This is a genomic window from Pseudomonas sp. DCA-1 (genome assembly GCF_046523955.1).
GTDB classification, from domain to species: domain Bacteria; phylum Pseudomonadota; class Gammaproteobacteria; order Pseudomonadales; family Pseudomonadaceae; genus Aquipseudomonas; species Aquipseudomonas putida_Y.
The window spans coordinates 370,341-395,437 of sequence record NZ_CP169881.1 but is presented as its reverse complement, the minus strand read 5'-3'; the positions used below and the strand labels follow the sequence as shown (position 1 = coordinate 395,437).

Annotated in this window: 26 protein-coding genes; 12 read left to right on the top strand and 14 right to left on the bottom strand. The window is 54.3% G+C overall.

The genetic code is table 11. The features are described 5' to 3' along the window. Window positions 1–9: 9 nt before the first annotated feature. Window positions 10–789: a c-type cytochrome gene (locus ACE4QZ_RS02070; RefSeq protein ID WP_011953081.1), complete on the top strand. Its 780-nt coding sequence runs from the start codon at window positions 10–12 to the stop codon at window positions 787–789. Next, window positions 779–1,234, top strand: coding sequence for a DUF411 domain-containing protein (locus tag ACE4QZ_RS02065; RefSeq protein WP_011953080.1), 456 nt, complete (start codon window positions 779–781; stop codon window positions 1,232–1,234). Before ACE4QZ_RS02070 ends, ACE4QZ_RS02065 begins: the two co-directional genes overlap by 11 nt. A gap of 97 nt (window positions 1,235–1,331) precedes the next feature. On the opposite strand, the gene ACE4QZ_RS02060 is transcribed toward ACE4QZ_RS02065, so the two are convergent. The 3 genes from ACE4QZ_RS02060 to ACE4QZ_RS02050 all read right to left on the bottom strand — a co-directional run bounded on the left by ACE4QZ_RS02060 (window position 1,332) and on the right by ACE4QZ_RS02050 (window position 3,981). Further along, window positions 1,332–1,664 (bottom strand): DUF2790 domain-containing protein, encoded by a 333-nt coding sequence (locus ACE4QZ_RS02060; protein WP_011953079.1) that lies wholly within the window; start codon window positions 1,662–1,664, stop codon window positions 1,332–1,334. 371 nt (window positions 1,665–2,035) lie between these two features. Then, a complete protein-coding gene (locus tag ACE4QZ_RS02055) occupies window positions 2,036–2,395 on the bottom strand; it encodes a histone-like nucleoid-structuring protein, MvaT/MvaU family (protein WP_010951431.1) in 360 nt (119 codons plus the stop codon). Between the two features lie 56 nt (window positions 2,396–2,451). Beyond that, the gene (locus ACE4QZ_RS02050) at window positions 2,452–3,981 is read right to left on the bottom strand and encodes a hypothetical protein (protein WP_015268410.1); all 1,530 of its coding nucleotides are present in this window, start codon (window positions 3,979–3,981) and stop codon (window positions 2,452–2,454) included. A 335-nt stretch (window positions 3,982–4,316) separates the two neighbouring features. Between ACE4QZ_RS02050 and ACE4QZ_RS02045 the strand changes: the two genes are divergently transcribed. After that, complete coding sequence (locus ACE4QZ_RS02045; protein WP_004575957.1) at window positions 4,317–5,513, top strand: IS256 family transposase; 1,197 nt, start codon at window positions 4,317–4,319, stop codon at window positions 5,511–5,513. Between the two features lie 55 nt (window positions 5,514–5,568). Here ACE4QZ_RS02045 and ACE4QZ_RS02040 read toward each other — a convergent pair whose 3' ends face one another. From ACE4QZ_RS02040 to ACE4QZ_RS02015, 6 genes are all read right to left on the bottom strand, one after another. Then, window positions 5,569–5,757 carry a TniQ family protein gene (locus tag ACE4QZ_RS02040; RefSeq protein WP_410480393.1) on the bottom strand — a complete coding sequence of 63 codons (189 nt, stop codon included), beginning with the start codon at window positions 5,755–5,757 and terminating at the stop codon, window positions 5,569–5,571. A gap of 75 nt (window positions 5,758–5,832) precedes the next feature. Beyond that, on the bottom strand, window positions 5,833–6,792 hold the full coding sequence (locus ACE4QZ_RS02035) for a TniB family NTP-binding protein (protein WP_010951429.1): 960 nt from the start codon (window positions 6,790–6,792) through the stop codon (window positions 5,833–5,835). Continuing rightward, window positions 6,789–8,747, bottom strand: a complete 1,959-nt coding sequence (locus ACE4QZ_RS02030; protein WP_011953078.1) for a DDE-type integrase/transposase/recombinase — start codon at window positions 8,745–8,747, stop codon at window positions 6,789–6,791. The genes ACE4QZ_RS02035 and ACE4QZ_RS02030 overlap by 4 nt, the downstream gene beginning before the upstream one ends. Then, window positions 8,728–9,366 (bottom strand): TnsA endonuclease N-terminal domain-containing protein, encoded by a 639-nt coding sequence (locus ACE4QZ_RS02025; RefSeq protein ID WP_011953077.1) that lies wholly within the window; start codon window positions 9,364–9,366, stop codon window positions 8,728–8,730. The genes ACE4QZ_RS02030 and ACE4QZ_RS02025 overlap by 20 nt, the downstream gene beginning before the upstream one ends. 1,654 nt (window positions 9,367–11,020) lie before the next feature. After that, entirely contained in the window at window positions 11,021–11,245 is a 225-nt protein-coding gene (locus ACE4QZ_RS02020) for a hypothetical protein (protein WP_186595176.1), read from the bottom strand. Between the two features lie 130 nt (window positions 11,246–11,375). Then, the gene (locus ACE4QZ_RS02015) at window positions 11,376–12,401 is read right to left on the bottom strand and encodes a hypothetical protein (protein WP_410480280.1); all 1,026 of its coding nucleotides are present in this window, start codon (window positions 12,399–12,401) and stop codon (window positions 11,376–11,378) included. 1,187 nt (window positions 12,402–13,588) lie between these two features. Here ACE4QZ_RS02015 and ACE4QZ_RS02010 point away from each other — a divergent pair. The 4 genes from ACE4QZ_RS02010 (at window position 13,589) to ACE4QZ_RS01995 (ending at window position 18,183) form a co-directional block, all read left to right on the top strand. After that, complete coding sequence (locus ACE4QZ_RS02010; protein ID WP_410480279.1) at window positions 13,589–13,990, top strand: hypothetical protein; 402 nt, start codon at window positions 13,589–13,591, stop codon at window positions 13,988–13,990. A 520-nt stretch (window positions 13,991–14,510) separates the two neighbouring features. Next, a complete protein-coding gene (locus ACE4QZ_RS02005; protein ID WP_186595170.1) occupies window positions 14,511–15,434 on the top strand; it encodes a hypothetical protein in 924 nt (307 codons plus the stop codon). A gap of 838 nt (window positions 15,435–16,272) precedes the next feature. Continuing rightward, complete coding sequence (gene tnpB, locus ACE4QZ_RS02000) at window positions 16,273–16,632, top strand: IS66 family insertion sequence element accessory protein TnpB (protein WP_009687920.1); 360 nt, start codon at window positions 16,273–16,275, stop codon at window positions 16,630–16,632. Window positions 16,633–16,650: 18 nt separating this feature from the next. Beyond that, window positions 16,651–18,183 carry an IS66-like element ISPpu15 family transposase gene (locus ACE4QZ_RS01995; RefSeq protein ID WP_410480278.1) on the top strand — a complete coding sequence of 511 codons (1,533 nt, stop codon included), beginning with the start codon at window positions 16,651–16,653 and terminating at the stop codon, window positions 18,181–18,183. 41 nt (window positions 18,184–18,224) lie between these two features. On the opposite strand, the gene ACE4QZ_RS01990 is transcribed toward ACE4QZ_RS01995, so the two are convergent. The 3 genes from ACE4QZ_RS01990 to ACE4QZ_RS01980 all read right to left on the bottom strand — a co-directional run bounded on the left by ACE4QZ_RS01990 (window position 18,225) and on the right by ACE4QZ_RS01980 (window position 20,128). Next, on the bottom strand, window positions 18,225–19,067 hold the full coding sequence (locus ACE4QZ_RS01990; protein ID WP_410480392.1) for a hypothetical protein: 843 nt from the start codon (window positions 19,065–19,067) through the stop codon (window positions 18,225–18,227). A gap of 125 nt (window positions 19,068–19,192) precedes the next feature. After that, window positions 19,193–19,972: a hypothetical protein gene (locus ACE4QZ_RS01985; RefSeq protein WP_186595166.1), complete on the bottom strand. Its 780-nt coding sequence runs from the start codon at window positions 19,970–19,972 to the stop codon at window positions 19,193–19,195. Window positions 19,973–19,975: 3 nt separating this feature from the next. Next, window positions 19,976–20,128: a hypothetical protein gene (locus tag ACE4QZ_RS01980; protein ID WP_410480276.1), complete on the bottom strand. Its 153-nt coding sequence runs from the start codon at window positions 20,126–20,128 to the stop codon at window positions 19,976–19,978. A gap of 76 nt (window positions 20,129–20,204) precedes the next feature. Between ACE4QZ_RS01980 and ACE4QZ_RS01975 the strand changes: the two genes are divergently transcribed. The 5 genes from ACE4QZ_RS01975 (at window position 20,205) to tnpC (ending at window position 23,575) form a co-directional block, all read left to right on the top strand. Next, window positions 20,205–20,642, top strand: a complete 438-nt coding sequence (locus ACE4QZ_RS01975; RefSeq protein ID WP_410480275.1) for a hypothetical protein — start codon at window positions 20,205–20,207, stop codon at window positions 20,640–20,642. 195 nt (window positions 20,643–20,837) lie between these two features. Further along, window positions 20,838–21,149, top strand: a complete 312-nt coding sequence (locus ACE4QZ_RS01970) for a hypothetical protein (protein WP_186595164.1) — start codon at window positions 20,838–20,840, stop codon at window positions 21,147–21,149. A gap of 164 nt (window positions 21,150–21,313) precedes the next feature. Continuing rightward, window positions 21,314–21,646 carry an IS66-like element accessory protein TnpA gene (tnpA, locus tag ACE4QZ_RS01965; RefSeq protein ID WP_009684096.1) on the top strand — a complete coding sequence of 111 codons (333 nt, stop codon included), beginning with the start codon at window positions 21,314–21,316 and terminating at the stop codon, window positions 21,644–21,646. Continuing rightward, a complete protein-coding gene (tnpB, locus tag ACE4QZ_RS01960; RefSeq protein WP_009684097.1) occupies window positions 21,643–21,978 on the top strand; it encodes an IS66 family insertion sequence element accessory protein TnpB in 336 nt (111 codons plus the stop codon). Before tnpA ends, tnpB (ACE4QZ_RS01960) begins: the two co-directional genes overlap by 4 nt. Before the next feature lie 61 nt (window positions 21,979–22,039). After that, window positions 22,040–23,575 carry an IS66 family transposase gene (gene tnpC / locus ACE4QZ_RS01955; RefSeq protein WP_009684098.1) on the top strand — a complete coding sequence of 512 codons (1,536 nt, stop codon included), beginning with the start codon at window positions 22,040–22,042 and terminating at the stop codon, window positions 23,573–23,575. 33 nt (window positions 23,576–23,608) lie between these two features. On the opposite strand, the gene ACE4QZ_RS01950 is transcribed toward tnpC, so the two are convergent. Together ACE4QZ_RS01950 and ACE4QZ_RS01945 are read right to left on the bottom strand one after the other, a co-directional pair. Then, on the bottom strand, window positions 23,609–24,142 hold the full coding sequence (locus ACE4QZ_RS01950) for an NUDIX hydrolase (RefSeq protein WP_009684099.1): 534 nt from the start codon (window positions 24,140–24,142) through the stop codon (window positions 23,609–23,611). A 92-nt stretch (window positions 24,143–24,234) separates the two neighbouring features. Then, entirely contained in the window at window positions 24,235–25,086 is an 852-nt protein-coding gene (locus ACE4QZ_RS01945; RefSeq protein ID WP_012316922.1) for a universal stress protein, read from the bottom strand. Window positions 25,087–25,097 lie beyond the last annotated feature (11 nt).

Here is a 25,097-nt window from a genome sequence, read left to right as displayed (position 1 = left end):
GAACTCAACATGAAAAAAACAATTACAACGCTGGTGGCGGCAGGTGCTGTTACTAGCGCAGCAGTGCTAGGTGCTGCTTACTTCGGTCTCGTGAACGTTGGTGCGGACGACCCACACTTCCCCGCTGTGCATGCGTTTTTGGCCATGGCGCGGGATCGCTCGATTGAAGTCCGAGCAAGCGACATTGAGGTGCCAAACCTTAAAGATCCTGCTCTCATCCAAGCAGGGGCAGGCAACTACAACGCCATGTGTATCGGTTGCCACCTCGCGCCAGGGGTGGAGAAAACTGAACTCAGCCAAGCCCTATACCCATCCCCACCAAACCTCACCGAGATAGGTGTAAGCGGTGACCCTGCTGCTGCGTTTTGGACCATCAAGCACGGTATCAAAGCGACAGGCATGCCAGCCTGGGGTAAGAGCATGGACGACCAGTACATCTGGGGAATCGTCGCGTTCCTGGACCAGCTACCGCAACTCAATGCTGAGCAGTACCAGATGATGGTCGCTTCCAGTGGTGGTCACCAACATGGCGGTGGCGAAAGCGATATGCATAACCATGAAGGCCAACACGGTGGTGCGAAATCAGGTCATGGAAATCATGATGATTCCGCAGCAAACGGCGTGGCTGAGGAAAGTCATGATCATGGCAGTTCGCATTCGGAGTCTTCATCAGTAGCGGAGCACCACGGTGAACACGAGTCCGGCGAGGCGCACTCGGACCACCACACAGGTTCTACTCCCAAAACCCATGTGCACAAAGACGGGAAGGAGCACACTCATGACAAGTAAGCGCCGCTTCCTCGGTTTAAGTACCGCAGCGTCACTTCTAATCGCCTCAGCCGCCTTTGCTGCGGAGCCCCTGACTATCGATGTGCACCGGGACGCTAATTGCGGTTGCTGTAAGAAATGGATAGCGCACTTGGAGGCAAACGGCTTCAAGGTCGTCGACCACGTTGAAACGGACATGAGGGCGGTGAAGCAAGAGCTAGGAGTAGCTCCGAGGCTGGCTTCGTGTCACACCGCGGTTATCGATGGCAAGTTTGTGGAAGGTCACGTCCCCGCAGCCCAGGTGCAGGAGCTCATAAAGCGCAACGACCTGGCAGGCGTCGCGGTACCTGGCATGCCCGCTGGCTCACCAGGTATGGAGGTTGATGGCATGAAACACGCCTATCAAGTCATCGGCCTCACCAAGAGTGGGGACGATCAAGTAGTTGCCAGTTATCCTGACACGTAATGCAAGATGCCCCGGGGGAAGGGCTTCTGCCGGCCAGCCGACCAGCTGCAGCGCTGGTCGTGGTCAGCTTACTCCAAGACTTACCCTGTCCCTTCGGTCAGTTTTGACCTCTACAGTTAATTCCAGCAGAGCGATATTCGAGGATTTTCAACTCACCTGTTGAGTCCTCGTAATTCATCTGTGTCGGCATCACGTCGCAGCTACCTTTGAGCGAAGTCATACTGATAACTCTCGCCACATCCAGTTTCATTCCGTAGCGATAATGGATCACTTCAGGTGGTTTTTTTCCATTGGCAGCGGCGTAGGCACGCATTGCTTGCTCATTTGCCTGAATCATCTTTCCGTGTAAGCGATCAGATCCTCCTTCAGCTAAAGCGGATGAGGAGGCGATTACGAGCATGAGGGCGGCAATGCTTTTAGCGGTGTTCATTTCTGTTACTCCATGAAGACATGAGTGAAGCTTACCGACTGGGAGCTGTCATCCACGTGATCCAGGAATTACATGTTTGTAAGCAGGCTATCGATAATGATGGCTCTGAATACACGTGAAAGCCGCGTCGTTTCAGGCTGCGACAGTTTTAATTCTCTAGCGAATCAGTCTGAACCGGCGTTTTGGGTGATTGCGACAGTTTTGCGTTTCCTCTCCAAATGGCTGCAGGCCGCGAAAGACGGGACCCTCTAGCGACAGTTTTAATTCTCTAAATCCACCACCCGCAGAAAATTTCGTCACGCCCCAGAATGGGAATTTGCATTCGGGGCGCACCACGATTCATCTCGTGCCAGAAGCCGCCTGCAGTGCAATCAATTGGCGAGCCAAGACTCGACTACCTCAGCGCCATACTCGTTTTTCCAGGCCTTAAGCGTACGCTGATTACCACCCTTGGTCTCAACAACCTCTCCGCTGTGTGGATTCTTGTAGACCTTCACTTCGCGTGGTTTCCGAGAGGTTTTTGGGGCCATATCAGTGGAAGCCACCGCTTGCGGATCGAGGATCAGCACCACTTGGCGCAGGCCGTAGCCATACTCGTTGAGCAAACTGCGCAGCTTCGTTTCAAATTCCATTTCCTGCTTCAGGGCAGAGTCATTTTTCAGCGCTTCCAGCTCCGCCAGTTGGGCTGCGAGCTGTTGTTCGAGCAGGCGGAATTCAGCGAGACGGGACATAAGATTCTCCAAAATGGGTTCGATGATTTTAGCAATCAAGAAAGAAAGCGTGCTAACTATCTTGATCCCACATGCCTGAATCGGCAATCACGAGGCTGAGCGATCGGTGTGGATAAAAACGTGATGGCTTCAGGATCGTCGATCTGGGCGGCTTCACTTGCGAGGTAATCGATCAGCTTTTTGCTTCTTACCCAAACGTACTGCCGGCAAGCCGCGTTTGGAATGGATGGCCCCGCAACGGGGCGAAACCTGGCCTCCCAAAGGTGCTTGAACGCCTCCCTGGTCGACTTCCCCAAATACACCGCAATCTCCGGTCCCAAGATATAGCCACGCCTGAATCTGTCGATGGCTTGAGGCTTAACCATCAATTGCGTACGCCGGCCTCGTTCGACAGCAGTGCTCCATAGCAGACCCAGTCGAACGAACGCGTATGCGCATTGTTCTTTGACGCCTAACAGCGCAGCAGCCTTGACTACCGACAGGCCGGGAAAGACCGGACTCTTGTTCTCAGCTCGGGCTTGTTGCCACGCTGCAAAATCTTGCGGCTTGAGTAACCACGCCCCTACCGCAACCGAGCCATTCTCAGCTGGGCCGTAAGCGCGAAGTTCACCTGCACGTATTGCCTGAACCAACTCGACCAACCCACCCCCCTTGGGCAGAGAATGCTTGGCCAAGTAGTTGATCGACACCAGGCTCTGGTCAGAGCTGGTAGGCAGCTTCTCATCAATCAATTCGTTGATCGAGCGGCAGTCAATCAGCCACCTTTCGCCTGGGCGCGGTTCTCCACCAAAGAACTGGAGGGTACCACCAGCTAGCAGCTGCCTAACCCGATTGCGACAGAGGCTTAGCAAAGTCGAGGTTTCTTTCATATCAGCCACGCCCTGGAGATGCTGCGAGATTGCCTTCAAATGATCCAGGTCCACGACCGTAAAGACTCGATCTTCATGGACCTTCTCCCGATAGGCGATTTGTCCCTCCTGATGAAGGCGTTTTATGACTGATACCCCGAGACCACAAGCTTCAGCAGCAGAATCGAACGACACCCAACGATGTCTCTCAATCGTCTCCTCACTCAAATTGCGATTTCGCTTCGCTAACGGTGCTTCCCACGCATGCTGCAGAAATGATTCGAACTCTCGACGAAGAAAGTCAAAACAAGAGTCATCCAGATCACGGTGGATGTCGTGGTATATCGGGCCGAACGATCTGCTGAGCGTCCAATGTTCGTTATCGGAATGGACTGCCTTGAGGCCACTCAGCAGTTCTCTGAATGCGAGAGGCCAGTTCATGAGAACCACGCCCGCCGCGTTTGCCATAAGCCGCGATATCTCTAGCGAACCCGAATCAGCAACCTTCAGCGGCTGGGTTCTTTCCGTAGGCAAACTTCTGACAGCGAGACGCGATGACAACTCGTGAAACTGTTCGTAGGTGAGGGCCGCCAATCCCGCGTCAGCTGGCAACGAGTCGGCGTAAAACCTATCTTCAAAGCCAGAGGTGAGCCAGGCGGCCGTATCACTCGCCGGCGCGATCTCAAAATTGGTCCCACTCAATGAGGTGCCACACGCTTGGCAACTATTCGCACTCATTGCGCTTGGATCGGTTTCCTTCAGACAGTTGGGGCACCGCCCGTGGAGTTCAGTGCCGTGGACAGAACACGTCGTAACCAGGGTCAAGCCCCAGCTTTCTCTCCAATAACCGGCTTCGCCCAAACAGATCGGACAGTAACGAGCGTGATGAGTCGTCCATAACTTGACCCCCTTGGGCCTTGGATCACGAAACTCAGCAGATACCGCAGATCGTGTCCCGGGAAGTGGTGTAACTGAACCAGCCGAAGGCGCCCTGCGGGCGAAAGAGGATGGTCATCGTGGTTCTTGGCTAACGTTGAGTTTGCGAAGACCAAACACTCACCAGAGAAACCACGATGACCAAGCCCACTATCGCATTGACCGAGTTGGTTGAGAAAGGGGCAGACGCTGATCTGCTCAAGCAAATGATCCAGTTCGTTGCCCAGCGCATGATGGAGTTCGACGTCGAAGGCCTGTGCGGCGCGGGCTTCGATGTCAAAAGCCCAGACCGGACAAATAGCCGTAATGGCTACCGCGATCGTCTTTGGCAAACCCGCGCAGGCGACGTCGACCTTAAGATTCCCAAGCTGCGCCAAGGCAGCTATTTCCCTGGTTTCCTTGAACCTCGACGCACCGCTGAGAAAGCCATGGCGGCAGTCATCCAGGAGGCCTACATCCAAGGCGTTTCAACACGCTCAGTGGACGAGCTGGTCAAAGCCATGGGCATGACCGGCATCTCCAAAAGCCAGGTCTCACGGCTAGCTGGTGAGATCGATGAGCGCGTTCACGCCTTCCTTGACCGCCCGCTTGAGGGCGACTGGCCCTATCTCTGGATCGATGCCACCTACGTCAAAGTGCGGGAGGCCGGACGCATCGTCTCGGTCGCCGTAATAATCGCCGTGGCCGTGAACACCGACGGTGGCCGCGAAGTCCTGGGCATGCGGGTTGGGCCGTCAGAGGCTGAGCCGTTCTGGACAGACTTCCTGCGCAGCCTCACGCGACGTGGCTTGCGGGGCGTGAAACTGGTCATCTCCGACGCCCACGAAGGGCTCAAGGCGGCTGTTTCCAAGGTCTTCAACGCGACCTGGCAGCGCTGCCGTGTGCATTTCATGCGTAATGCCATGGCCCACGTCGGCAAAGGTCAGCGCACCATGGTGGCGGCCCTACTGCGCACAGTCTTCGCCCAGGACAGCCGTGCCGAATGCCATCAGCAATGGCGTTTGGTCGCTGATCAGCTACGCGAAAAATACCCCAAGATCGCGACACTCATGGACGGCTGCGAGGATGAAGTGCTGGCTCACATGGCGTTTCCAAAAGCGCACCGACAGCAATTACACAGCACCAATCCACTGGAGCGGCTTAACGCGGAGATCAAACGCCGCACCGACGTCGTAGGCATCTTTCCCAACGATCCTGCAATCACACGGCTGGTAGGCGCGATGCTGCTGGAGCAGAACGACGAGTGGTGCCTGCAACGGCGTTACATGCAGTTGGAGGCCTTTGAGGCAGTCAGCGATAATCCACAGGCCAAGCTGTCGGCCGTGATCAACTAAACGGCGAACTCAGCGGCCAGAACCATGATGAGTTACACCACTTCCCGGGACACGATCATACCGCAGGCCAGCTCAGTGGTCCTTCCATCATCTGCAGCCAGTCCGCAACATCGGTCTCGTCGGCTCGTGCAAAGGCGGTGAGCAGTTCCTTTCTGGGTAATCCGTTGGCTTTCGCCAGGCGCTGCAGGTACCCCAAAAGACTTTCGTCTTGGTGTGGTCGTGGGTTGATTAAAAGACCAAACATTCCTACACATCCATGAAATCGAAGACATAAAAATCAGGGGAGTAGAGCCGGGCCGATAAGCCCGGCCCTTGGCCGTCAGGTACTGCTCTCTTCGAACGTCTCAAACGGCTCCCGCTTCCCGAACAGAGGCTGGAAATTGAAGCTCGCACTGAAGGGGTTTCGATCCTCGGTGGCGTAGCTCCAAACCTCGTCTTCAAAAGCCTGGGCCAGCACAGGAAGTTCAATCCCGACAAGGTCCTGGACTTGAACCAGCCAAACAGCCCTGTCCACAATCTTGATGAGGTAGTCGATCAATCCATAGGAAGCCAGGTAGAAGCGTTTAATCATCGCTGGCTCTACAAAACTGATGGTTTGAACAGGCAGTTCGCCCTCGATTGCCTGCAACAACATCACGAAATGAAGAGACGTATTAGCGGAGAAGGTGAAGCGATCGTATGCCACCGTGGCCGAAAACCTGCGTCGCAGTTGCTCGTTTGCTAGCAGGAGATTTTCGGTGCGCTTCAGCCCAATCAGAACAAACGCGATACTGGTTTCATTCATCAGACTCTTGATCCAGTCTGCTGCCTCATACGCACCATTACGACGATAATCGACCAGGTGCTGCGCCTCATCGAGGACCAACATCTCCACGCCAAGGTTCTTCAGCAGCAGGACTACTCGCGCAAATTTAACCTCTGCCGAATGTCCTCGTGCCTCTGCGAAGGGATCCTTCAGCTCTGCCAAAATGGCTGCTGCCAGGTTCTTTTTGGTTGGAGACGAAGGCATCTCGACGAACAGAACTGTCCGCTTCTGTGGGTCATGGCTCTCCAATTCCTCCAATGACCGAATGTACTCCTTGACCAATGTGCTCTTGCCCACTCCGCTTGGACCTTGGATCAGCAACCCTTTACTTGCTCTGGTACGCCGACTATCGCCGTGGATATCGCCTAGTCGCGTCAACGCTCGCTCGACTTGAGGGCTGTGAATAAAACGATCGCGGAGCGTAAAGCTGTATTCACCATGCTCGTAGCATTCGTACAGATTGATGGCGTTCATGGCTTAGAACTCCCAGCAGGGCGACGAACCGAGACCTTGAAGGCTGCTGGCGGAATGTTAGGAATAGAGTCACCGGTCCATTCCACTTCAGCGAGTACCTTGGGTGGAGGCGTGCTTTCGGTCACTCGACCCTCCTTGTCGATTTTCGCTATGGCAGCTGCGCGTCGTTTTCTGAGCGTCTGCGAACGGCGGGCCTCGTCTGCATCTTCCATAATTTCCTGGTAGCACCTGTGCGTAGCCTCGAAGCTAGGCTGCTCATTATATTTTTCTCGCAGCGCTTTCTCGGCAGCCTTCCACACCTCCCTGCTCTTACCGGCCATTCGCTCATCTTTGGCGGGCACTTTGAAGAACAAGTTTCTGAAGCGGTCGTGAACCCAAACGTGCCCGGCTTCGTCTCGATAGCGGACGTTTACCTTTTCTCCGTCTGCCAAACGCATACGGAGCTCAGCAAGTTCCGTAGAGTGGTAGCCCACTTTGGCAACCTCGATGCCGTAATGGTGAACCTTCACCGAGGCCCGCTTGGCCAGAATGCACTCCAACGAGTCCAGGTCGACGGGAAGGCTGATGACATGGTTCGCCTCGCTAGTCCCCCAGACTTGAGCCGGTGTTCTGTTGTCCAGCCCCCGATGAGGAGTCTGGTGGTAACCATCGACGATCCATTTCACTACCACCGCCTCCAATTGAGGGAGCGTGAAACATGCATTCTTCTCCGAGTCGTAATCGCCACGCTGCTGGATATTCGAGAAGGTGGTACCCGGGAGGTTGTGGATAAGCCCCAGGTTCTGTGTGCTGAAAAAGCGTTCGACGGCACCTTTCCTTTGAGGGGCCCTTGAAGCGGGATACATGATCTCGATACCCAACTCGTTGAATCCCATGATGAGATCGCCCGCGTGAAATTCCGCTGCGTTGTCTGGGACTATTCGAGCCGGCAGCCCACGTGCCCACCATTCATTTCTCACTTTCGGAAAGCGCTTCAGCAATTCGGCTTTTGGACGGATTGAGCGTTCGATCACACGAAGCACGGTTTCCGTATTTGGCGCCGACAGGTGGAGCAAATATCCCATCACCATTCGAGAGAAGCGGTCGAGGACGATCGTCAGATAGGGGCGCCCAATGCACAGCCCCGAGGTTTCATCCACAAGCTGGACGTCCAACAAGGTGTGATCAATTTCCCAACGTTCCAAAATCTCATGGACACGTAGGACACCCGCCGCAACACGGTGCTTCTTGTCTGCTGCGTGTTTTCCGAGCCTCTCCTTATCCACAAGGTACGGATCCAGCTTGGCGATGTACCTTCGGACAGTCATTCCGCTTGGGATCTTGAGCTGATCCGAAGGCAAACGACTTTTGTTCCTCTCTTTTATCTGATCCTCGAATTCTGAAACGACCACGCTGACCGCTGGAATCGTATCCTGCAGGTAGGTTTTATTAATCACCCCTTCAAGAATAACTTCGAGCTCTCCCTGTATCGCGGCAGCCCGACCCTTTTTGGCATGCTGAGGGATAAGCTTTACTACGTTCTGGCCAATGTATTTGGCTGCCCAACGTCGAATAGTGGAAACCGAGGGTGCGCACGCATCCCCAATCTTTTTGGCGATATCTCTAAGCTTCTTGATCATGTCTTCGTCACCCGGTAGCTTGTATTTACCGCGCTTAGTTAGGTCGTCCAGATACTTGCGTCGACGCAATGCCTCATCTCCATGTTTTTTGGGGAAGCATGAAATATCTGGAGGGACGTTCCGCACATACGGAACCCTCCCAAGGTATGGCTGATCAGCGGAGATCTCGATCTCGCGCTTCTCGTAGGCCTCATAGAACTCCTTCTCGGATAGCTTCGTGGGCTCACCAAGCTCATCGAAAAAGAGCAGCTTCCGGTCAATAAGCCTCTTCTCAAGCACCATCAGTACGCCACGAACGATGACGACCAATTTCACCCTAAGGGAAAAGGTTTGCATGACGGTGCCCCCCTTGCAGGAAGACCGGGGAGTCAGTGTCAATTGACCTATCAAGGTCAATGCCCACCACCCCAAGGCCTAACAAGCGCCAGGCTTTCCCCTCACCAACCACGTAGAGCAGATCTGCAACGGTCATAGGCGGCCATTCGTTGAAGGTCGCCATTACCTCCTCCAACGCCTGATGCGAAAGCTCTGGACCGCGCCGGTGATACATCAGCCTTCTAAGATTGGTAGCCAGGGGTTCAGCTTCAATTAACTTTTCAGTGATCACCGAAAAGTTACGGGCAGTGGCGTTGAAGTAGCGCTCAGCGGCATCCAGTCGCTGCCTGACGCTGGCAATCTTCAGTCGGTCGTGAGGCTTCACTTCAAACCACCACTCGCGCCCATCCGCGAGGAAAACCTGTACGTCTGGGTAATATTTGAAGTAGCCCTGGAGCGATGGAACACGTTCCTCACTGGGCTGCGGGACGTAGCCGATGACCGCAGGAGACAGCTCAAGAAGCCGAAAAAGAGCGCCTTCGAGCTGGGACTCCCAGGGCACAGGCTTTTTATTTTTGAGCGATGGGAAGTAGCCGCGGTAATGGTTGGACCGCCGCGTGACCACCTTTCGTACTGTCATGAAACACCTCCGAAAATCTCGAAACGAGCGCCGACGCTGCGCCAAAAAATCAAGGCGCAGGGCGGGCGAAGTGAGGCCTTTCGACAGGCAACACTGTGCCGTCGAGTAACCTCGCTAAGGTCGAAAAAATGGGAGAGGATTGACAGTCGCTTCGAAAAAGCAGACATTGCGGGTTCTGAGGACGCAAGTCTGCTTCGCTAAGCGCGGTCAGTCCTCTCGGGATTGATCGCGTTTTTCTACATTTTCAGGTCTCCTTTTCTCTCATTGGTCATGACTCTCATGACTGATCAGAATCTAAAGCAATCGGCTTGCTCTCTTTATTTCTAAACGGCCACTTCGTGATCGCTGGAGCAATTTGGATCAGGTCTGAAGCTCTCGCTTCAAACAGCTGATTTGGCTGAAAATCTTCAGTGCAAAGCGGAAAAGTTGGTCATAGATCTTATTCCAACATCCCTTCGAAATCTACAAAAAATCCAAAATGGCAACTTCCACCAAATTCCATTTCCATACTAAATTGTTCAAATTAATACTTAACACGTACGCTTAATTAACTATTAAGGTGTTCAAATATTAGTTTTAAAGTCCTCTCAATCTCTCTGCTGCTCAGATCCGCCCGCCGACCCTCTCAGCACTTCCAGCGCCCCATCAAATCACTTCCTCAAATCCCCCCATCTGCATCATTTTCCAATGAGCGGAGTAGGGCGCCCCGGCAGGAATTCCAGGCAAAAAAAAGCCCGCGAAGGCGGGCTTGATGGTGACCGACAGGGGCCATGGTTGAAGCCCGGCCGGTCATCTATTTGTGAAAGCGTGCAGCTTTTCTGTGAACCTACAACCGGTGTAGGCTCACAAAAAAGCTGACATCTGCGGTCCAGTGTTTTCAGCTAAAGCTGCATCTTTTCTGTGACTCATCAGTAGAAATTTCACAGAAAAAATGAGAATTGCCTAACGCATTCACAAATAAGCTGATGCATCCAAAACGGCGGATCGTCATCTGCAACCTCAGCGTCGATTCTACCTAGCTTGGTACTGGCAGCACTGGCAACAACGAGCGCAAAAAAAGGCACCCGCGGGTGCCCTTCGATATGTCCGAGGAGTAGTCGCAGCGATCCTTTAGCTCCCAGTCTAATGACCTTGGGTTCAGAATCCGACAGGCTAGGCCTGTCGTCACTACTTCAGAGAAACCAGCTTTCTCTGCTGCCAAAAATGCCGGGGGGCCTTTGCTGGTACCCAGTCACGACGAATGCGCGGTTGCAGTCCTCCGCTACGACGTTACCCGAGGAGGTAAGTTCGTTCAATCACATGCGATGAAAGGCTCAGATTCGACAATCCACTGCTCCTATTCAACGACTCACTGACGTTCTCGGAAGGAGACAAAATCATCCGAGTTTTCCCAGGCGGGTCTGAGGTGGCCTAGACGCCATTTCTAGCGGGCCTTAGATGAAGATGTCTCAGCTCACCTCCGATCGCGCTCGACCTAAAGCGCATCGTTTCTACGAGTCCTTGGGCTTAGTGCCCAGCCAGACAGGCTTTAAAAAGAAGCTCCGATCTGAAGCGCAGACTCCAAAAAGCAATGCGGTTTTCGCCACTGGGCAGCGCTATTTCAGCTCATTAGAAGTACGGGCCGTGCGCACAGCGCACGCCCCGTACACTTTATTCACCCGTCGATCCCGATACGCTTGAGGCTTTCCAAGGCCTTGCCGCACTCGGGCGATCCATGCCGCACTCCACTGGACAGGGCGCTTTTGAGGCTCAAGACGCCGGCGACAAAGCCAACTTGCTTACCGACATCAAGCCCATCGGCAAACCCGCCGTCGTACGCTATTTCAGCGAGCGTGCTGATAAGCGACATTGTTTCTTGTTTCTTGGTTGTTGTTCCCATTGTTAACTCCGCGAGCGTTGAGCTCATTTCGCTTGGTTTGATGGCGAAGCCTTCAGGTTTGGGGTAAGCGAAATCCCGCTCCCATAGCCAATCCCTAAAGGGGGGGCATGGCCCCGCCACCGAAGGAAAATCAGCTATTGAGAGCAGGTGTTTCTTCGTCGCCGCTCGTGCTCGACTCTCCGCACAAGCACTGAGTGGGTACCTCCGGATGGGCGCTGTGTTTCTCGATGAACAGCGTTCGGCAGGTGGCGCATCCGTGGATCCGCGGCAGTGACTTCAGTCCCCCCGGCAGCACGTCGTTCAGGGGTTCATCACTCCAGGGAGCACCGTCGAGGATGCTGGAGCGAAGGATATTCCCCAGTCGCCAGGTGTTCCCTTGTGCACGCCAAGACCACATAGGGGCAGAAAGCGAATACTGGGTAAAGGTCTCTACCGACTGCTTGTAGAGCGCCGGGTACTTGGGGCGTGCCCACCCGGAATCGATGATGCTAAACCCCATACCCATCTCTGCGCTTGGATGTCTCTGGTCACCGAAAAAGCGGTCGTGCGTCGCTTGACCGGTAGCTGGGTGGTCACTCGGTGGGAATACCCACAGATAGCACTCACTTCGAGTCACCATACTGACGAGCTCGCTTTCCCCACGCATAGGGAAGCCCGCAGCCAATGCGAAGCGATCCTTCCAGGACATCTTGGGAGGCGGCGCTATACCGGCAGCGATGGCCAGCGTGGCCGTCTTTGGGGCGAATCTATCGCCGGACTCGTTCAGATCCAGATTCTTGCAAAGCGCGTTGAAGGCCTTCTTTCGAATCTTCGAGGTGAAGGACGGATCGAGGAGCAAGCGAACCTGGTTCACTCCGATCTTCGCCGCTCGTAGCACCTCGATGACTTCTTCAGCGACACCGAGCGCTTGCAGATCGGTCAGCCCCAAGCACTTTTTCGCCCGCTCAATCGTCGCGTAGAGGTTGTACTGCCGAGTGTCATTGTCACGGCAGACCTCGATGGGCAGGTTGTCTTTGGACGCGACTTCAGGAGCAACGGAGCCGATGGCAGCGTGGAGGAGCTGGTGGATGACTCGGTGATCGTATAGGCGACCAGAGGCGGAGAACGATGCGTGCAGCTGAGCAGCAAGAGGTTGGAGCAGGTTTTTTGCAGACATGACTATCCCCTAATCATCGACGTTGGGGTTAGCTGCGCTTGTAGGGCCGTTAGACGCGAAGCTGGACGTCGAATCAGGTTCAATCATGAGTAGAAGTCAGGCTTGATTTGCTTGCACGGCCACCATGCAAAGCCTGACACGCCAATGACACCAGAATCGCAGAGTTTTGGCAAGACAATCCACTAGATGAGCGGATGCAATTAGAGGGAGAGGCAAGCTCGCCGATAAGCCACAACAACATATTCCACATGACGGTGGGGATGATGAACCTCCGCCATGTATCGCCCCGCTGCGAATTCTTCTGCCGCGTGCAGCCAGTGACCGGTAGCACCTACTCTGGACTTTAATGCCGGAGGGCTAGATTCACAGGGCTGCCAGGGCTCCTGAGCCGTACTAATTTGACAGTTTTAAGAAGCTGGGCTAACTACATTGCAGTACCCAACGACCCAAGCCATAAAGGGAATCTCGTATGAGCATCAAGCCAGGCCCAAAACGAACGAACGAAGATGGTACTCCGGACAAAAGGCAGCGTGTCACGCCTGAAAAGCAAAAGGATCACCCGGACCTGAAGCCCCATAGGCATAAAAAGGGGGAATAACACATAAAGCAGCTCGGAGGAGCTGCTTTTTATTGTAGAAACAGCGGGCCGGCGCATCGAAGGGAACGTTTCACTAGAAAGCTGAGTAATACCGACCGCTCTCCCTCGATAAATGCCCGTTAGCAAAAGCGTTCGCTATTCTTCAAGTTCGCGCTATGAGCGTTGTTCAGGCTGATTGAATCCGCTGTGAATATGGCTCAAAGAAGAGGCTCCCGTGAGGGGCCTTTTTTATGCCTTGGAAATGACATCGTGAATACTTTGAGCGCATTCGATTAGTTAGCGGCGATTTTACGAAATGGTTTTTAAGCCAATCCAGGCTGCATGATTAACTCTGGGCGTGAGAGAACACATTAAGTAGAGCAAGGCATTTAATTACCGAGTTAACCTGAAACCCGAACGAAAAGGTCATTTATTTAAACCCATCTCAAGGATTCAGAAAGAACGATTCGGTGGTTGAACTGTGTTCTTAAAAGGCCCGTTGACACGCTTAAAACCACCGACTTTCAAAACTGTAAATAATCTTTGCAAAGCGTCGCTTTGTCATTGGCCGCCAAAACAGGCCATACAACATGCAAAGAGAATCCTACCAATGACCACCTACACAAAGAAATCAGCTTCGAAAACCACCCAGCCTTATTGGACTGCGACAAAGTTCCGAAATCTGCTTATCCTTCTGATGGCGCTTCCACGCTTCAGCGTTCCTCTTATCAACATCGATCAAAGCACAGTCATTAACCAATCGTTCTACAATGTCCAAACGAAGCCATTTGCGGAAGCTCCCCCAATGAACAAGCTTGACCCAGAGACAATCCAAGAGCAGCTTGAATTGTGGGAAGCAGCAACCTCGGCGCAGCGGCGGTATGCCGAGGCTCAAGGCACGGCCTCAGCAGAGCGTTTGGAAGAGCTGCGTCAGCAAGCTGAATTTTTGACATCAGCTGCTAGCTCGTACCACCTCGATAGCATGTCGAGCGACAAAAAAATTCGACATTAACTCCACTGGCTGGCAGTGATTCGAAGGCAGCCCTTCCTAAGCCCTTAAAGTCGATGCGTCCAATTTACCTTTTCAATTGGGCGCATCCACACATTCCTTTTACGTGCGAAGAAAACGATCGCTGCGTCCCCAGTGCAGCTTACCAAAAAGGCACCATTGGGGTACCTTTGGGGTATCACGTAACGTGTGGCATCTTATAAATAGGCACCGATCACAGAAAAAATTATTCTATAATGGAGATGATAAAAAACAGGCTCTGCAGAAACGTAAATACGAATGAACGAACCGGCCCTTTGCCTGGCCGTTTTGGCTCAAGCAAACTATGTAAGGCCTATCGGCTGTCGAGAAGCTATCGATCACTGAATGGGAAAGAGTGAGTATCCGGCACCTCAACATCGAGGCCTGCCATTCAATCGCGGCGAGCTTCATCGCTCGAAAATAGACGATAGGCCCAGATCTCAACCGTTTTGACATATTGATAGTGCTCAATTTTTCTAATTTGACAAATCAGGGAAAAGAAATGCCAGCATTCAAAGGAAAAAACCTGCGCTCCGGCGACTTAGCCGAGCAACTGGGAACATTACTTCTGCAAAACCTTGCGCTGGTAGCACCTGTTCCACGTACAGAAGATGTAGGCGTGGATGTGGTCGCTACACTACTCGAAGACTTTGACAACCTCCGGTTCAAAGCAACGAACAGCTTCTATGTCCAAATTAAATCGAGTTCCGTTGACTCAATCGAGTACAAAAACGAAGAAATTGAATGGCTCTTTGCTCTGGAGCTGCCGTTTTTCATTGCAAGGGTGAATAAAAGCCAACTGCGGATCGAGTTATATTGCTGTCACGCCCTGCATGAGGCGTTCGTGGTCAATCAAGGTCGTAAGACTCTGCGAATCGAATTCGGAAATGGCTCGAAAGCCGACGAAATCATGGCCCCGGACGCCGTGGTGAATGTCGGGCCACCAGTGTTCTCTTGGTCCATGGATGACGTCGACAAGGTCACCGATCTACGTAGCAAATTCAGCGCAGTATGCAAGGCCCACATAGAGGTTGCGAAGCTATCCATGGAGTTGCGTCGCGTCGGACGTGTAGAGACTCTTATCTGGAAAGAGAAAGAAATGCCGGTGGTGATGGGGTTCAGGTCAATTGATCCACACACACGTGAAAAGATTCAAGACATCAGTAATATTGCCATCCCATATTTGGTTCCATTTCTGGATCTTTGCGTTCGGTATGAAGATGATTATTGGCTGGATGAGATACTTCGTCTGACGCAAGAGCGCAGGCTGCTGCTATATACGTCTAGAACGAAGCCGGAGTCACCAGATACCGAAGCTCCAATGCCTGAAGAGTTTCAGTTTATTTTGAAGCGCCGGGCGGAAGATGCCGTGATCATCGAACAGTACCTGAAGGAGCACGAGGTAAAGTTTGGTGAAAAGGAATGATGTACGCTCTTCGCTCTAGCTCGTTTAGCACTGAAGAAGGAATTTCTTGAGCACGACTGGCGAACCCGTGCATTGCACCGTTCGCACCAACACACATCGAAGCATGAGAAGCACGGAGAGACTACAGCAGGCTGAAGCTCGCTACCGCGCTGCAACTGAAAGCGGCGGTCGGTACGAAGCTAGGGAGAACGGCCCGGTTATGCGTGCGGTAACAGCCGAGATCAGACTCACCGACCAGAAGCGTGGCGGTGGCGAAACGGCTAGCGCCTCGGGTCAGGTCAACCATGGCCGTCTGGCCAGCGGTTATTTTTTCATTACAGGTCGGTACCACCACGGCCTGAGTCTGCACCTCCCGACTGTAGAATCGGCTAAGATTCCACACAAGAATAGCCCCCGCGCGCGCCGCAGATTTTCATGATCTGCACTGCGTACATGGGGGTTAGTTTTTGTGCTCTCAAGCAGCTATTCTCCTGTCAGAATTTATCCGCCGATGACTAGATCCGCTGCCTCGCCTGCGCGGATCAACCCTGAATTGCTCTGTCGATTAGTCCAAGCACTCTCAAATCTGTGCGATGCGCTAGGCCCCTTGTAAACCACTTTTTTTCACTGTTAACCAACGTGGTTTACAGTGAAAAAAAGTGGTTTACATCGACGTCATGCTCCATGGGCTTACCGCCTTAACAGATCTCCCAGGACCTCCCTGGCAAGCTCTACCCTCGCCATATTTCGGACCGCCCGATCGGCCGGCGTATTGTAAGGGATCCATCATCCCCACATTCCAACCGTCCACCTGATTCCCGATGCTGTGCTCCCGATTTCTTTCTGGAGCCAGCCCACCATGATGCGCCCCGACAGCAAAGTCGAAAAAGTCTACCTCTACCCCAAGCCCGTGGACTTTCGAAAGTCCATCGACGGCCTCACTGCCCTGGTCGAACTGGACATCAAGGTCGCCGTGTTCGACCCGGTACTTTTCGTCTTCCTCAATAAAGCCCGTAACCGCATCAAGGTGTTGTATTGGGAGCGCAACGGCTTCTGCCTTTGGCTCAAGCGCCTCGAAGCCGAGCGTTTCAAAACTTCACCCGACGCGACCGACGAAGCTATCGTACTGACCGTCCAGGAGCTGAATTGGCTACTCGACGGTTTCGATCTCTGGCGCAACCGTCCGCATCAGGTTTTGACTCCTCGTTTCGTCGCCTGAGCGGGTATAATCCGGGCCATGATTTCAGTGCCCGATAACCTTCCTGACGACCCTGTCGCGCTCAAACTACTGCTTGCGCAGTTGTTGGCCGAGCGCACGGTCGACAAAGGTCAGATCGTCGACCTTAAGGAACAGGTCAAGCTGCTGCGTGACCGATTATTCAATCGCAAGTCCGAGCAAACCGTCGAGTCCAACACGCCCCAACTGGCGTTGTTCAATGAACCCGAAAGTCAGTGGGTACCTACCGCTGATGATGCCGACGAAGAAGTTGTTGCGCCAAGCAAGCAGCGCGGCAAACGCAAGCCACTGTCGGCTGACCTGCCACGCATTGAAGTCATTCATGACTTGCCCGAGCACGAACTGACTTGCGCCTGTGGTTGCCGCAAACACGTGATTGGCGAGCAAACCAGCGAACAGCTCGACATCGTGCCGATGCAGATCCGTGTGCTCAAACACGTACGCAAAGTCTATGGCTGCCGTGGCTGCGAAACCGCGCCGGTCACCGCTGACAAGCCGGCCCAATTGATTGAAAAGAGCATGGCCAGCCCCAGCGTGCTGGCGATGTTGCTGACCACCAAGTACGTCGATGGCCTGCCGCTGCACCGCTTCGAGACGGTGCTGAACCGACATGGTATCGAGATCCCCCGGCAAACCCTGGCCCGCTGGGTCATCCAGTGCAGCGAACACTTTCAGCCACTGCTGAACCTGATGCGTGACCGCCTGCTGGAAAGCCCGGTGATCCATTGCGATGAAACTCGCGTGCAGGTGCTCAAAGAGCCGGATCGTGATCCGACCAGTCAATCCTGGATGTGGGTGCAGGCCAGTGGCCCGCCTGATCGACAAGTCGTGCTGTTCGATTACACCACCAGCCGCGCGCAGGAGGTGCCGCTGCGCCTGCTGGAGGGCTATCGCGGTTACGTGATGACCGATGATTACGCCGGTTACAACGCGTTGGCGCTACAGCCGGGCGTTGAACGACTGGCGTGCATGGCGCATGTCCGGCGTAAATTCGTCGAAGCGCAGAAGGTGCAGCCTAAGGGCAAGACCGGTCGCGCCGATGTTGCGCTGACGATGATCAACAAACTGTATGGCATCGAACGCGACCTCAAGGATGCCAGCGATGAACAGCGATTCCTCGGTCGTCAGGAACGAAGCCTGCCGATCCTTGAGCAGTTGAAAAGTTGGCTCGACAAGACGCACTCACAGGTGACACCGCAAAGCGTACTGGGCAAGGCGGTGCTTTACCTGGCAAACAACTGGAACCGCTTGGAGCGGTATGTCGAGGCGGGCCACCTGCCGATCGACAACAACCTGGCAGAGCGGGCCATAAAGCCGTTTGTGATCGGGCGCAAAGCTTGGCTGTTCAGTGACACGCCCAAGGGAGCCACGGCTAGCGCGCAGATCTACAGCTTGGTCGAAACCGCCAAGGTCAACGGCCAAGAGCCCTATACGTGGCTGCGCCACGTCCTGGAGCGACTGCCGCACGCCTCATCGGTAGCAGACTACGAAGCGCTGCTGCCATGGAACTGTTCGCCAGAGATGCCACGGTAGCCTTGGCTTCCACCTTGTGGAAGGTGGGGTTCATGGATCGGTTACGGCGTATTGATGAGGCGCTCGAATCCATCCGGGTCGAACTGGATTTCTTGCCGATAGATTTCGACTGGGCCACTCCGTCGCTTTTGCGACAGCACTAATCTCATGCTCTCGCTCAAGCCTGATGTCTCACTGCCCCGGATGATTCGGTGCTTGATAAAGCTCATCTCAAGGTCGAGATAGCCGCCCCTGGCCCCTGCAGATGCGCATGGGAACAATCGCCCGTCCTCGTTGATCGCCGCCTCTGGCACATGGGTCTTGATAGCGTTGGCCAGTTCAAGATTCTTGCTCACCCTCTGGGCAAAAAGGGGAGTCGCGTCCGACATGTAGGCAAAAATCCAGGGAACATTGCGTAATGTCGCGCCAGTGTAGAGATACCCCTGTTCAGCCTTATAACGCTCCAGCATGCCGCCCAAAGCCTTCTTGGAAAGCACCACTTGGGTTTGCTTCTCTAGGATGTAAACGACGCGGTCAAATTGCTCAATCAAGAGGTGGACAATTTTCCGCGGAACCCCATCAAACCTTGCTTTACGGTCCGTTTTCTCGTGCTGGCGTGGATTGAAATAAGGGCAGTTGTCACGGGCCTCGGTATCAATCGGACCAATCCCATGGATACCGGACGTAGTGTGCCTCCCAAACGGATTCTTAACGTTGGGCGGTAACTGGTATAGCCCCATCAGCTGAATTGGATTGTCGCACCGAGGGCAAACCGCGAATTGCGCGAGCTTGTCGCCACTCCCTGGTTGATACCAAGGCGCCCTTCGGAGGGTATCTAACTCGAATGCATCCTTGTCGATGGGTTTACCGCCCGTGTCTTGGGCGTGGAGCTTGTACTCGTTCATTGCCGTTGGGCCTCTCTAAATCAAGCCTCCCAGATGGTACTTACCCCTGGCTCGCGTGGACAGTCCGCCGACAGCAAGCTCAGCCTGAATGGTCCTGTGGTGACGATACCGGGTAGAGGACATGATCAGCCTCTAATCGCGACGAATTCGTTAGCGGCCGCAACCTTTGCTTTGCTCGCCTTGGTAGGCTTTCCAGCTAGCCTCTCAGGGTTAAACGCTGGCCATCTATCGCCAAGCCCTCGGACCAAATAACGATTGGTCCGATCCTGTTCCGTGTTCCCAGGTTCGTAGTAATCAGCTTGTTTGTACGAAATCAGCTCCAAGTGATACAGGCGATTCAACGAGCCTGGGATCTGATGCATAGGCACGCCAGCCAACCTTGAGATGGTTGAGTAGTTGATGGTGGCGATGTTGAAATTGTCTTTGCTTCTGAACGCACAGATGACCAGGAAAACCTTCAACGCATACAGGCTCAGCGCGCTGAACTCGAACTGGTGCAGCACCAGTAGCTGAGTCTTGCTTCCATCGTAAAGCCTAGATTTGGGCAGCTTCCCATGAAAGCGCTCCTCCCAGCCTGCCATCTGCAAAATCGTCCCTTCGCGTAGAGGCTTGTCATATTTCTCAAGCAGCCCCGCTTCTACCAGGCGTTTGAGTGATCGAGCAACGATCGGCCTCGACAACCCGGATAGAGCAATCAATTTTGGGTATGTCGTTTTCACCTGCCCCGTGTAGTAGTCCGCAATCATGCACAAGCTGATGAAGAGCCTGAGGGCGCCAAGGCTCTTGTTTTGCTCCAGCTGACAGCGTTCACCATCTCCCAACCGGCTATCGAAGACGGCGACACCACCGCTTTGAATCCACTTGATGGGGAGCCGAGCAAAGTCAGCCTTGACTTGAGTCCTCATATATCAGCTCCGTTTCCATACGACGGCGACGACTGCCACCGAAAGGGTGATCACTGCACAAAGTGCCAAGTTAAGGGGATCCGCTGTGAGTGCGGCCGAAAAAATGGTGCTGAATGAATCCATGATGGTGGGCTCCGAAACCAGTTCAGAATCCATTTCACATCCTTCCCCCAACAGCATCTAGATGATCCATTATTGAAAAATCTCAAGCAAGGCCTTGTGATTCAAGGCCTTGAGCGATTTCTTATTAGTTAATTTCAGCATGCCTTACCTGCAAAAAACCGCCTTCAAAAGCGCTAAAATGAATCAAAATCGTCGAATTGAAAGGTGCTGTATGGTTGGTTTCATTGAGCAAGATCTGGGGGAGAGGCTTAGAGCTCCCAAAGCGGTTCCTTACGTCAGGCGAATAGCTGGCGGCTACTTTGTCTTGGAGATTTCAACACCTGACGGGGTGCATATCCTGCAGCGGCAACGAGGCGGTGATCGGGTCTTCAAGACTTTTGAAACGCTCCTTGGCCTACTCGCCACGCAAGGCGTCATAGAGTTCGCCATTGTGCTGGACGACGCAAAAGTCATTCCAGGAGGGCCACCGCCCCCCTGGCTGGCACGTTCCCAGCATGATCAGACGTCTCACGCATCTTGGCGGCATGATTTCGATATACCTTTTTGAGCTCTCTGCTTATTAGGCTGCGTAGAAAAGGTGTTTCAGTGCAGACAGCAGTGGAGCGTGAAAAATCATAACCTCGGGGCTCGGTCCGAAAAGCACAGCGAAAAAGGACGCACGGTTTTGGGTCGCGGCGACATCTTCGTTGTGCTTTGATGCCTAAGTGCTATGTCGCATGACTCCCGATGCAGGACCGAGACAATGGATGCAAAGGCAAGACTGGCTGTAAGCGCTGTGGGGATTTCACTCCTGATTGGATCAGTGCTGTGCGCCCACTCCACTATCAGCTTGATTCTTTTCGCTTGGGACATGACTGGTGAGCTTGGCTTCCGAGAAGTCTTTGGCTACCTGGTCGCCACTACTGTAGCGAGCGGCTTGTCATTTCTGACAATTCTCACGTTCATCGTAGTCGGCGCTTTGATAGCAGTAGCACCATGGGTTGAGCTCGATACCGGCGACGCATGCGCGGTCGCCAAGAATCAATATCCAGAGGCGTCAGCAAAGAAAATTTAGACCATCCTGCTCACCCAGGTACTGGGTCAATAGCTGTAACGCCCCCTTTCGGGGGCTTACAGTAACCGTCCGGCCAACTCACCTTCCTGACCCCGACGCCAAAGGCGATGGTGTCCACCTAATTTAAGTGGACACCATTTCTAGCCTTTTAAGCGGGTCTTTCCATGCAGTCACAACGCCGTTCCTATTCAAAATCCTTCAAGGCCCAAGTTGTCCAAGAGTGCGCCCAGCCCGGCGCATCGATTGCCAGCGTCGCGCAGAAGCACAGCCTTAACGCGAACCTCGTACATAAATGGATTAGGGTACTCACGAACAAAACTATGGCGCTGCAACCTGCTTTCATTCCAGTGCCCTTGCCGCTAGCCGGAGGACATTCGCAGGCAGCTTCATCAAGTATCTGCATTGAAATCCAGCACCCGCGTGGCACCGTCAAAGTGAACTGGCCGACCGAAAGCGCTGTCGCCTGTGCCACCTTTCTGCGAGACCTGTTGGAATGATTCGGATCGATGCCATCTGGCTTGCCACCGAGCCTATGGACATGCGCGCCGGTACCGAGACCGCGCTGGCCAGGGTGATCGCGGTGTTCGGTGTGGCGAAGCCGCACTGCGCATACCTCTTCGCTAATCGCCGTGCCAACCGAATGAAAGTCTTGGTGCATGACGGTGTGGGCATTTGGCTGGCAGCGCGACGATTGAACCAAGGCAAGTTTCATTGGCCCGGCATCCGTCACGGATCGGAAGTCGAACTCGATAACGAGCAACTTCAAGCCTTGGTACTGGGTTTGCCGTGGCAGCGGGTCGGCGCAGGCAGCGCGATCACAGTGCTTTAGCCCCTGCCATTAGCCCATCGGTTTATCGCTGTTGACGACCTGCTCTGACACAATCAGCGGCATGACTTCCTCGCCCAATCTCGACCAGATGACACCGGAACAGCTGCGCGGCTTGGCCGAACAGGCTATGCAGTTGCTGTCCCAGGTCGACTCCATGAGCCAGAAAATCCAACGCCTCGAAACGGTCAACGAGCAACTGGCTCATGAAATCGCCATCCTCAAGCGACACAAGTTCGCCAAGCGCAGCGAGCAACTGAGCCCCGACCAAGGCAGTCTGCTTGATGATCTGCTCGATACCGATATCGCAGCTATCGAAGCCGAGCTGAAGGCAGCCAATCCGCCGGCCGCACCGGCCGAGCCACGTCATAAGCCCAAGCGTGCACCACTGCCGCCGCAGTTTCCGCGAACCGTGATCCGTCACGAACCAGAGAATACTCAGTGCGTGTGCGGCTGCCAGCTTCAGCGAATCGGCGAAGACGTCAGCGAGAAGCTCGATTACACTCCGGGCGTGTTCACAGTTGAGCGGCATGTGCGTGGAAAATGGACGTGCCGTCAGTGTGAAACACTGATCCAGGCGCCTGTACCGGCCCAAGTGATCGACAAGGGCATCCCGACCGCAGGCCTTTTGGCCCACGTGATGGTGGCGAAGTTCGCCGACCATTTACCGCTGTACCGGCAGGAGAAGATTTTTGGTCGGGCCGGACTGCCCATCGCCCGTTCGACACTGGCGCAATGGATCGGACAGACCGGTGTGCAGCTCCAGCCTCTGGTCGATGCGCTGCGTGAGCATGTGTTGGCCCAGGGCGTGATCCACGCCGATGAGACCCCGGTTCAGATGCTCGCACCAGGCGAAAAGAAAACCCACCGCGCTTACGTGTGGGCCTATAGCACCACGCCTTTCTCGGCCCTAAAGGCCGTGGTCTACGACTTCAGCCCCAGCCGTGCCGGCGAACATGCGCGTAACTTCCTGGGCACGTGGAACGGTAAGCTGGTCTGCGATGACTTCGCCGGCTACAAGGCCAGCTTCGAGCTGGGCATCACCGAAATCGGCTGCATGGCCCATGCACGCCGCAAATTCTTCGACCTGCATGCAGCCAATAAAAGCCAGTTGGCGGAGCAGGCGCTTCACTCGATTGGCGGGTTGTATGAAGTCGAGCGACACGCCAAGGAAATGAGCGACGAAGCCCGCTGGCGATTACGTCAGGAAACAGCGGTGCCCATCGCTGAAAAACTGCATGAGTGGATGTTGGCCCAACGCGAACTTGTGCCCGAGGGTTCGGCCACGGCCAAGGCCCTGGATTACAGCCTTAAACGCTGGGTAGCGCTGACGCGCTACCTGGAAGATGGTGCTGTGCCCATCGACAATAACCAGATCGAGAATTTGATCCGGCCGTGGGCGCTTGGGCGCTCGAACTGGTTATTTGCCGGGTCGCTGCGCAGTGGAAAAAGGGCGGCGGCAATCATGAGCCTGATCCAGTCGGCGCGTATGAATGGGCACGATCCGTATGCCTATCTCAAGGATGTACTGATGCGGCTTCCGACACAGCGGGCGAGCGAAATCACGCAATTACTCCCGCAGCATTGGATGCTTGCCTGAGGCAGGCTAAGTGGACTTCGCCAAATAGTCAGCTCAAAGGCTGATTGGCATCAACAATTCGGAAGCGACTTTTCTCAGCATGTAGGTTTCGCGCAGAATTGACTGCCCCATCGAAGACTCGTGACGCTGCATGACGGCTTCATTGTGTGCGATGGCTTCATGCAGGTTGATCCAGACAGGCCGCATACCATTAGCGATTTCGTGGCTTTCCATTCTCACCGGCTCTAGCTGGGGCGCTACTTCGCATTGATAAAAATGCGAGGTCATGTGCATCAGATCGTACTGTGGCTTTTGGTAGGGCCGGTACTCCTCGATGTAACCGTAGTGCTGGAGCACCTGTATTTCACGAGCACCAGTCTCTTCCTCAAGCTCACGCTTCAGGCCTGCGACAATGTCCTCGTCACCATCAAGGCCGCCTCCAGGAAAGCTGAAATCGTTATAGCGCTCGGTGAACAGCAACAGGATCTGTTCACCCCGCATCACGATGCCGCGAGCTGCATGTCGACGGAATACTCTGCCCTGCTTGGATTTCAGCTCGGGGTGAACAATTTCAGTTATGAGTTGCATGTGGTCTCGTAGCGGCAAGATCAGTTAGTCATCGTCCAGGGTGGCCACGGTATTTCCTCAGTTCTGGAAATACTGTGGCCAGTGGAACTGGCTCAGCGAAGCAGCAATAAGGGTACAGTGGATGTACGCAGCATCGTCGTGGTCGTGCTGCCTATCAGAAACTGCCTGATGCGTGAGTGCCCGTACGCCCCCATGACCAAGAGGTCAATGCCGTGCTCTGCCTGATACGCATGCAGTGTGGACTCTACTTCGCCTGGGCGGATCTCGGAATGCACCAGCGAGCCGGAAGACGCAAGCGTGGTTCGTGCCTTCTCCAGCGCGTTCTGGTTGTCTTCAGAATCCGTTCCAACCATGACGATATGAATTGGCAGGCCTTCGCACAGCGGGCTTGAAGCAAGCATCTGTAAGGTCTTGTGGCCTGTTGCGCTGCCGTCAAATGCCACCATGACCGTTTCAGGTTTCCTGAAATGGCTGGTTGTAATCAGGGTGGGGCGGTGGATAGTTCGGACTATCGCTTCAATCTGGCTGCCAAGACTTTGGGCACTGCGCGTGCTGTCCTCACCGACTCTTCCAATCACCAGTAACCGAATATCGTCTTGGAGATCGCTCAGGCTCTCGACGAGATGGCCATGGCGCTGCTTCATATCAGGTGACATGGCGCCAGAGTGAACTGTTCGCTCGCGAGCTTTTTCAAGCATGTGCTGCCCATGCTCCAACGCCAGTTTTGCCCGCTGCGCATCCAGCATGGCCAACTCTTCCAGCAGATGTTCTCTGCTACCGAGACCGATATTGCCGCTGAGGTCAGCGGATGCAGGATATTTCTCCTTATCCAGCACATGAAGCAAGGTCAGGGGAGCGCTGAGTCGTTGCGAGGCCCATGCTGCGTAATCGCAGACCGCCAATGAGGATTGTGAGTTATCAATGCATGCCATTACGCGGGTCATTGTCGTTCTCC

Excerpts from the sequence above, each read along its gene's own strand:
- ACE4QZ_RS02060 (WP_011953079.1), bottom strand. The coding sequence starts at position 1,664 with ATGAACACCGCTAAAAGCATTGCCGCCCTCATGCTCGTAATCGCCTCC.
- tnpB (WP_009684097.1), top strand. The coding sequence starts at position 21,643 with ATGATTCGGATCGATGCCATCTGGCTTGCCACCGAGCCTATGGACATG.
- tnpB (WP_009687920.1), top strand. The coding sequence starts at position 16,273 with ATGATGCGCCCCGACAGCAAAGTCGAAAAAGTCTACCTCTACCCCAAG.
- ACE4QZ_RS02035 (WP_010951429.1), bottom strand. The coding sequence starts at position 6,792 with ATGAACGCCATCAATCTGTACGAATGCTACGAGCATGGTGAATACAGC.
- ACE4QZ_RS02005 (WP_186595170.1), top strand. The coding sequence starts at position 14,511 with ATGCCAGCATTCAAAGGAAAAAACCTGCGCTCCGGCGACTTAGCCGAG.
- ACE4QZ_RS02040 (WP_410480393.1), bottom strand. The coding sequence starts at position 5,757 with ATGTTTGGTCTTTTAATCAACCCACGACCACACCAAGACGAAAGTCTT.
- tnpA (WP_009684096.1), top strand. The coding sequence starts at position 21,314 with ATGCAGTCACAACGCCGTTCCTATTCAAAATCCTTCAAGGCCCAAGTT.
- ACE4QZ_RS02050 (WP_015268410.1), bottom strand. The coding sequence starts at position 3,981 with ATGAGTGCGAATAGTTGCCAAGCGTGTGGCACCTCATTGAGTGGGACC.
- ACE4QZ_RS02065 (WP_011953080.1), top strand. The coding sequence starts at position 779 with ATGACAAGTAAGCGCCGCTTCCTCGGTTTAAGTACCGCAGCGTCACTT.
- ACE4QZ_RS02055 (WP_010951431.1), bottom strand. The coding sequence starts at position 2,395 with ATGTCCCGTCTCGCTGAATTCCGCCTGCTCGAACAACAGCTCGCAGCC.
- ACE4QZ_RS01945 (WP_012316922.1), bottom strand. The coding sequence starts at position 25,086 with ATGACCCGCGTAATGGCATGCATTGATAACTCACAATCCTCATTGGCG.
- ACE4QZ_RS02015 (WP_410480280.1), bottom strand. The coding sequence starts at position 12,401 with ATGTCTGCAAAAAACCTGCTCCAACCTCTTGCTGCTCAGCTGCACGCA.
- ACE4QZ_RS01995 (WP_410480278.1), top strand. The coding sequence starts at position 16,651 with ATGATTTCAGTGCCCGATAACCTTCCTGACGACCCTGTCGCGCTCAAA.
- ACE4QZ_RS02045 (WP_004575957.1), top strand. The coding sequence starts at position 4,317 with ATGACCAAGCCCACTATCGCATTGACCGAGTTGGTTGAGAAAGGGGCA.
- ACE4QZ_RS02020 (WP_186595176.1), bottom strand. The coding sequence starts at position 11,245 with ATGGGAACAACAACCAAGAAACAAGAAACAATGTCGCTTATCAGCACG.
- ACE4QZ_RS02010 (WP_410480279.1), top strand. The coding sequence starts at position 13,589 with ATGACCACCTACACAAAGAAATCAGCTTCGAAAACCACCCAGCCTTAT.
- ACE4QZ_RS01970 (WP_186595164.1), top strand. The coding sequence starts at position 20,838 with ATGGATGCAAAGGCAAGACTGGCTGTAAGCGCTGTGGGGATTTCACTC.
- ACE4QZ_RS01990 (WP_410480392.1), bottom strand. The coding sequence starts at position 19,067 with ATGAACGAGTACAAGCTCCACGCCCAAGACACGGGCGGTAAACCCATC.
- ACE4QZ_RS02025 (WP_011953077.1), bottom strand. The coding sequence starts at position 9,366 with ATGACAGTACGAAAGGTGGTCACGCGGCGGTCCAACCATTACCGCGGC.
- ACE4QZ_RS02030 (WP_011953078.1), bottom strand. The coding sequence starts at position 8,747 with ATGCAAACCTTTTCCCTTAGGGTGAAATTGGTCGTCATCGTTCGTGGC.
- tnpC (WP_009684098.1), top strand. The coding sequence starts at position 22,040 with ATGACTTCCTCGCCCAATCTCGACCAGATGACACCGGAACAGCTGCGC.
- ACE4QZ_RS01985 (WP_186595166.1), bottom strand. The coding sequence starts at position 19,972 with ATGAGGACTCAAGTCAAGGCTGACTTTGCTCGGCTCCCCATCAAGTGG.
- ACE4QZ_RS01980 (WP_410480276.1), bottom strand. The coding sequence starts at position 20,128 with ATGGATTCTGAACTGGTTTCGGAGCCCACCATCATGGATTCATTCAGC.
- ACE4QZ_RS02070 (WP_011953081.1), top strand. The coding sequence starts at position 10 with ATGAAAAAAACAATTACAACGCTGGTGGCGGCAGGTGCTGTTACTAGC.
- ACE4QZ_RS01950 (WP_009684099.1), bottom strand. The coding sequence starts at position 24,142 with ATGCAACTCATAACTGAAATTGTTCACCCCGAGCTGAAATCCAAGCAG.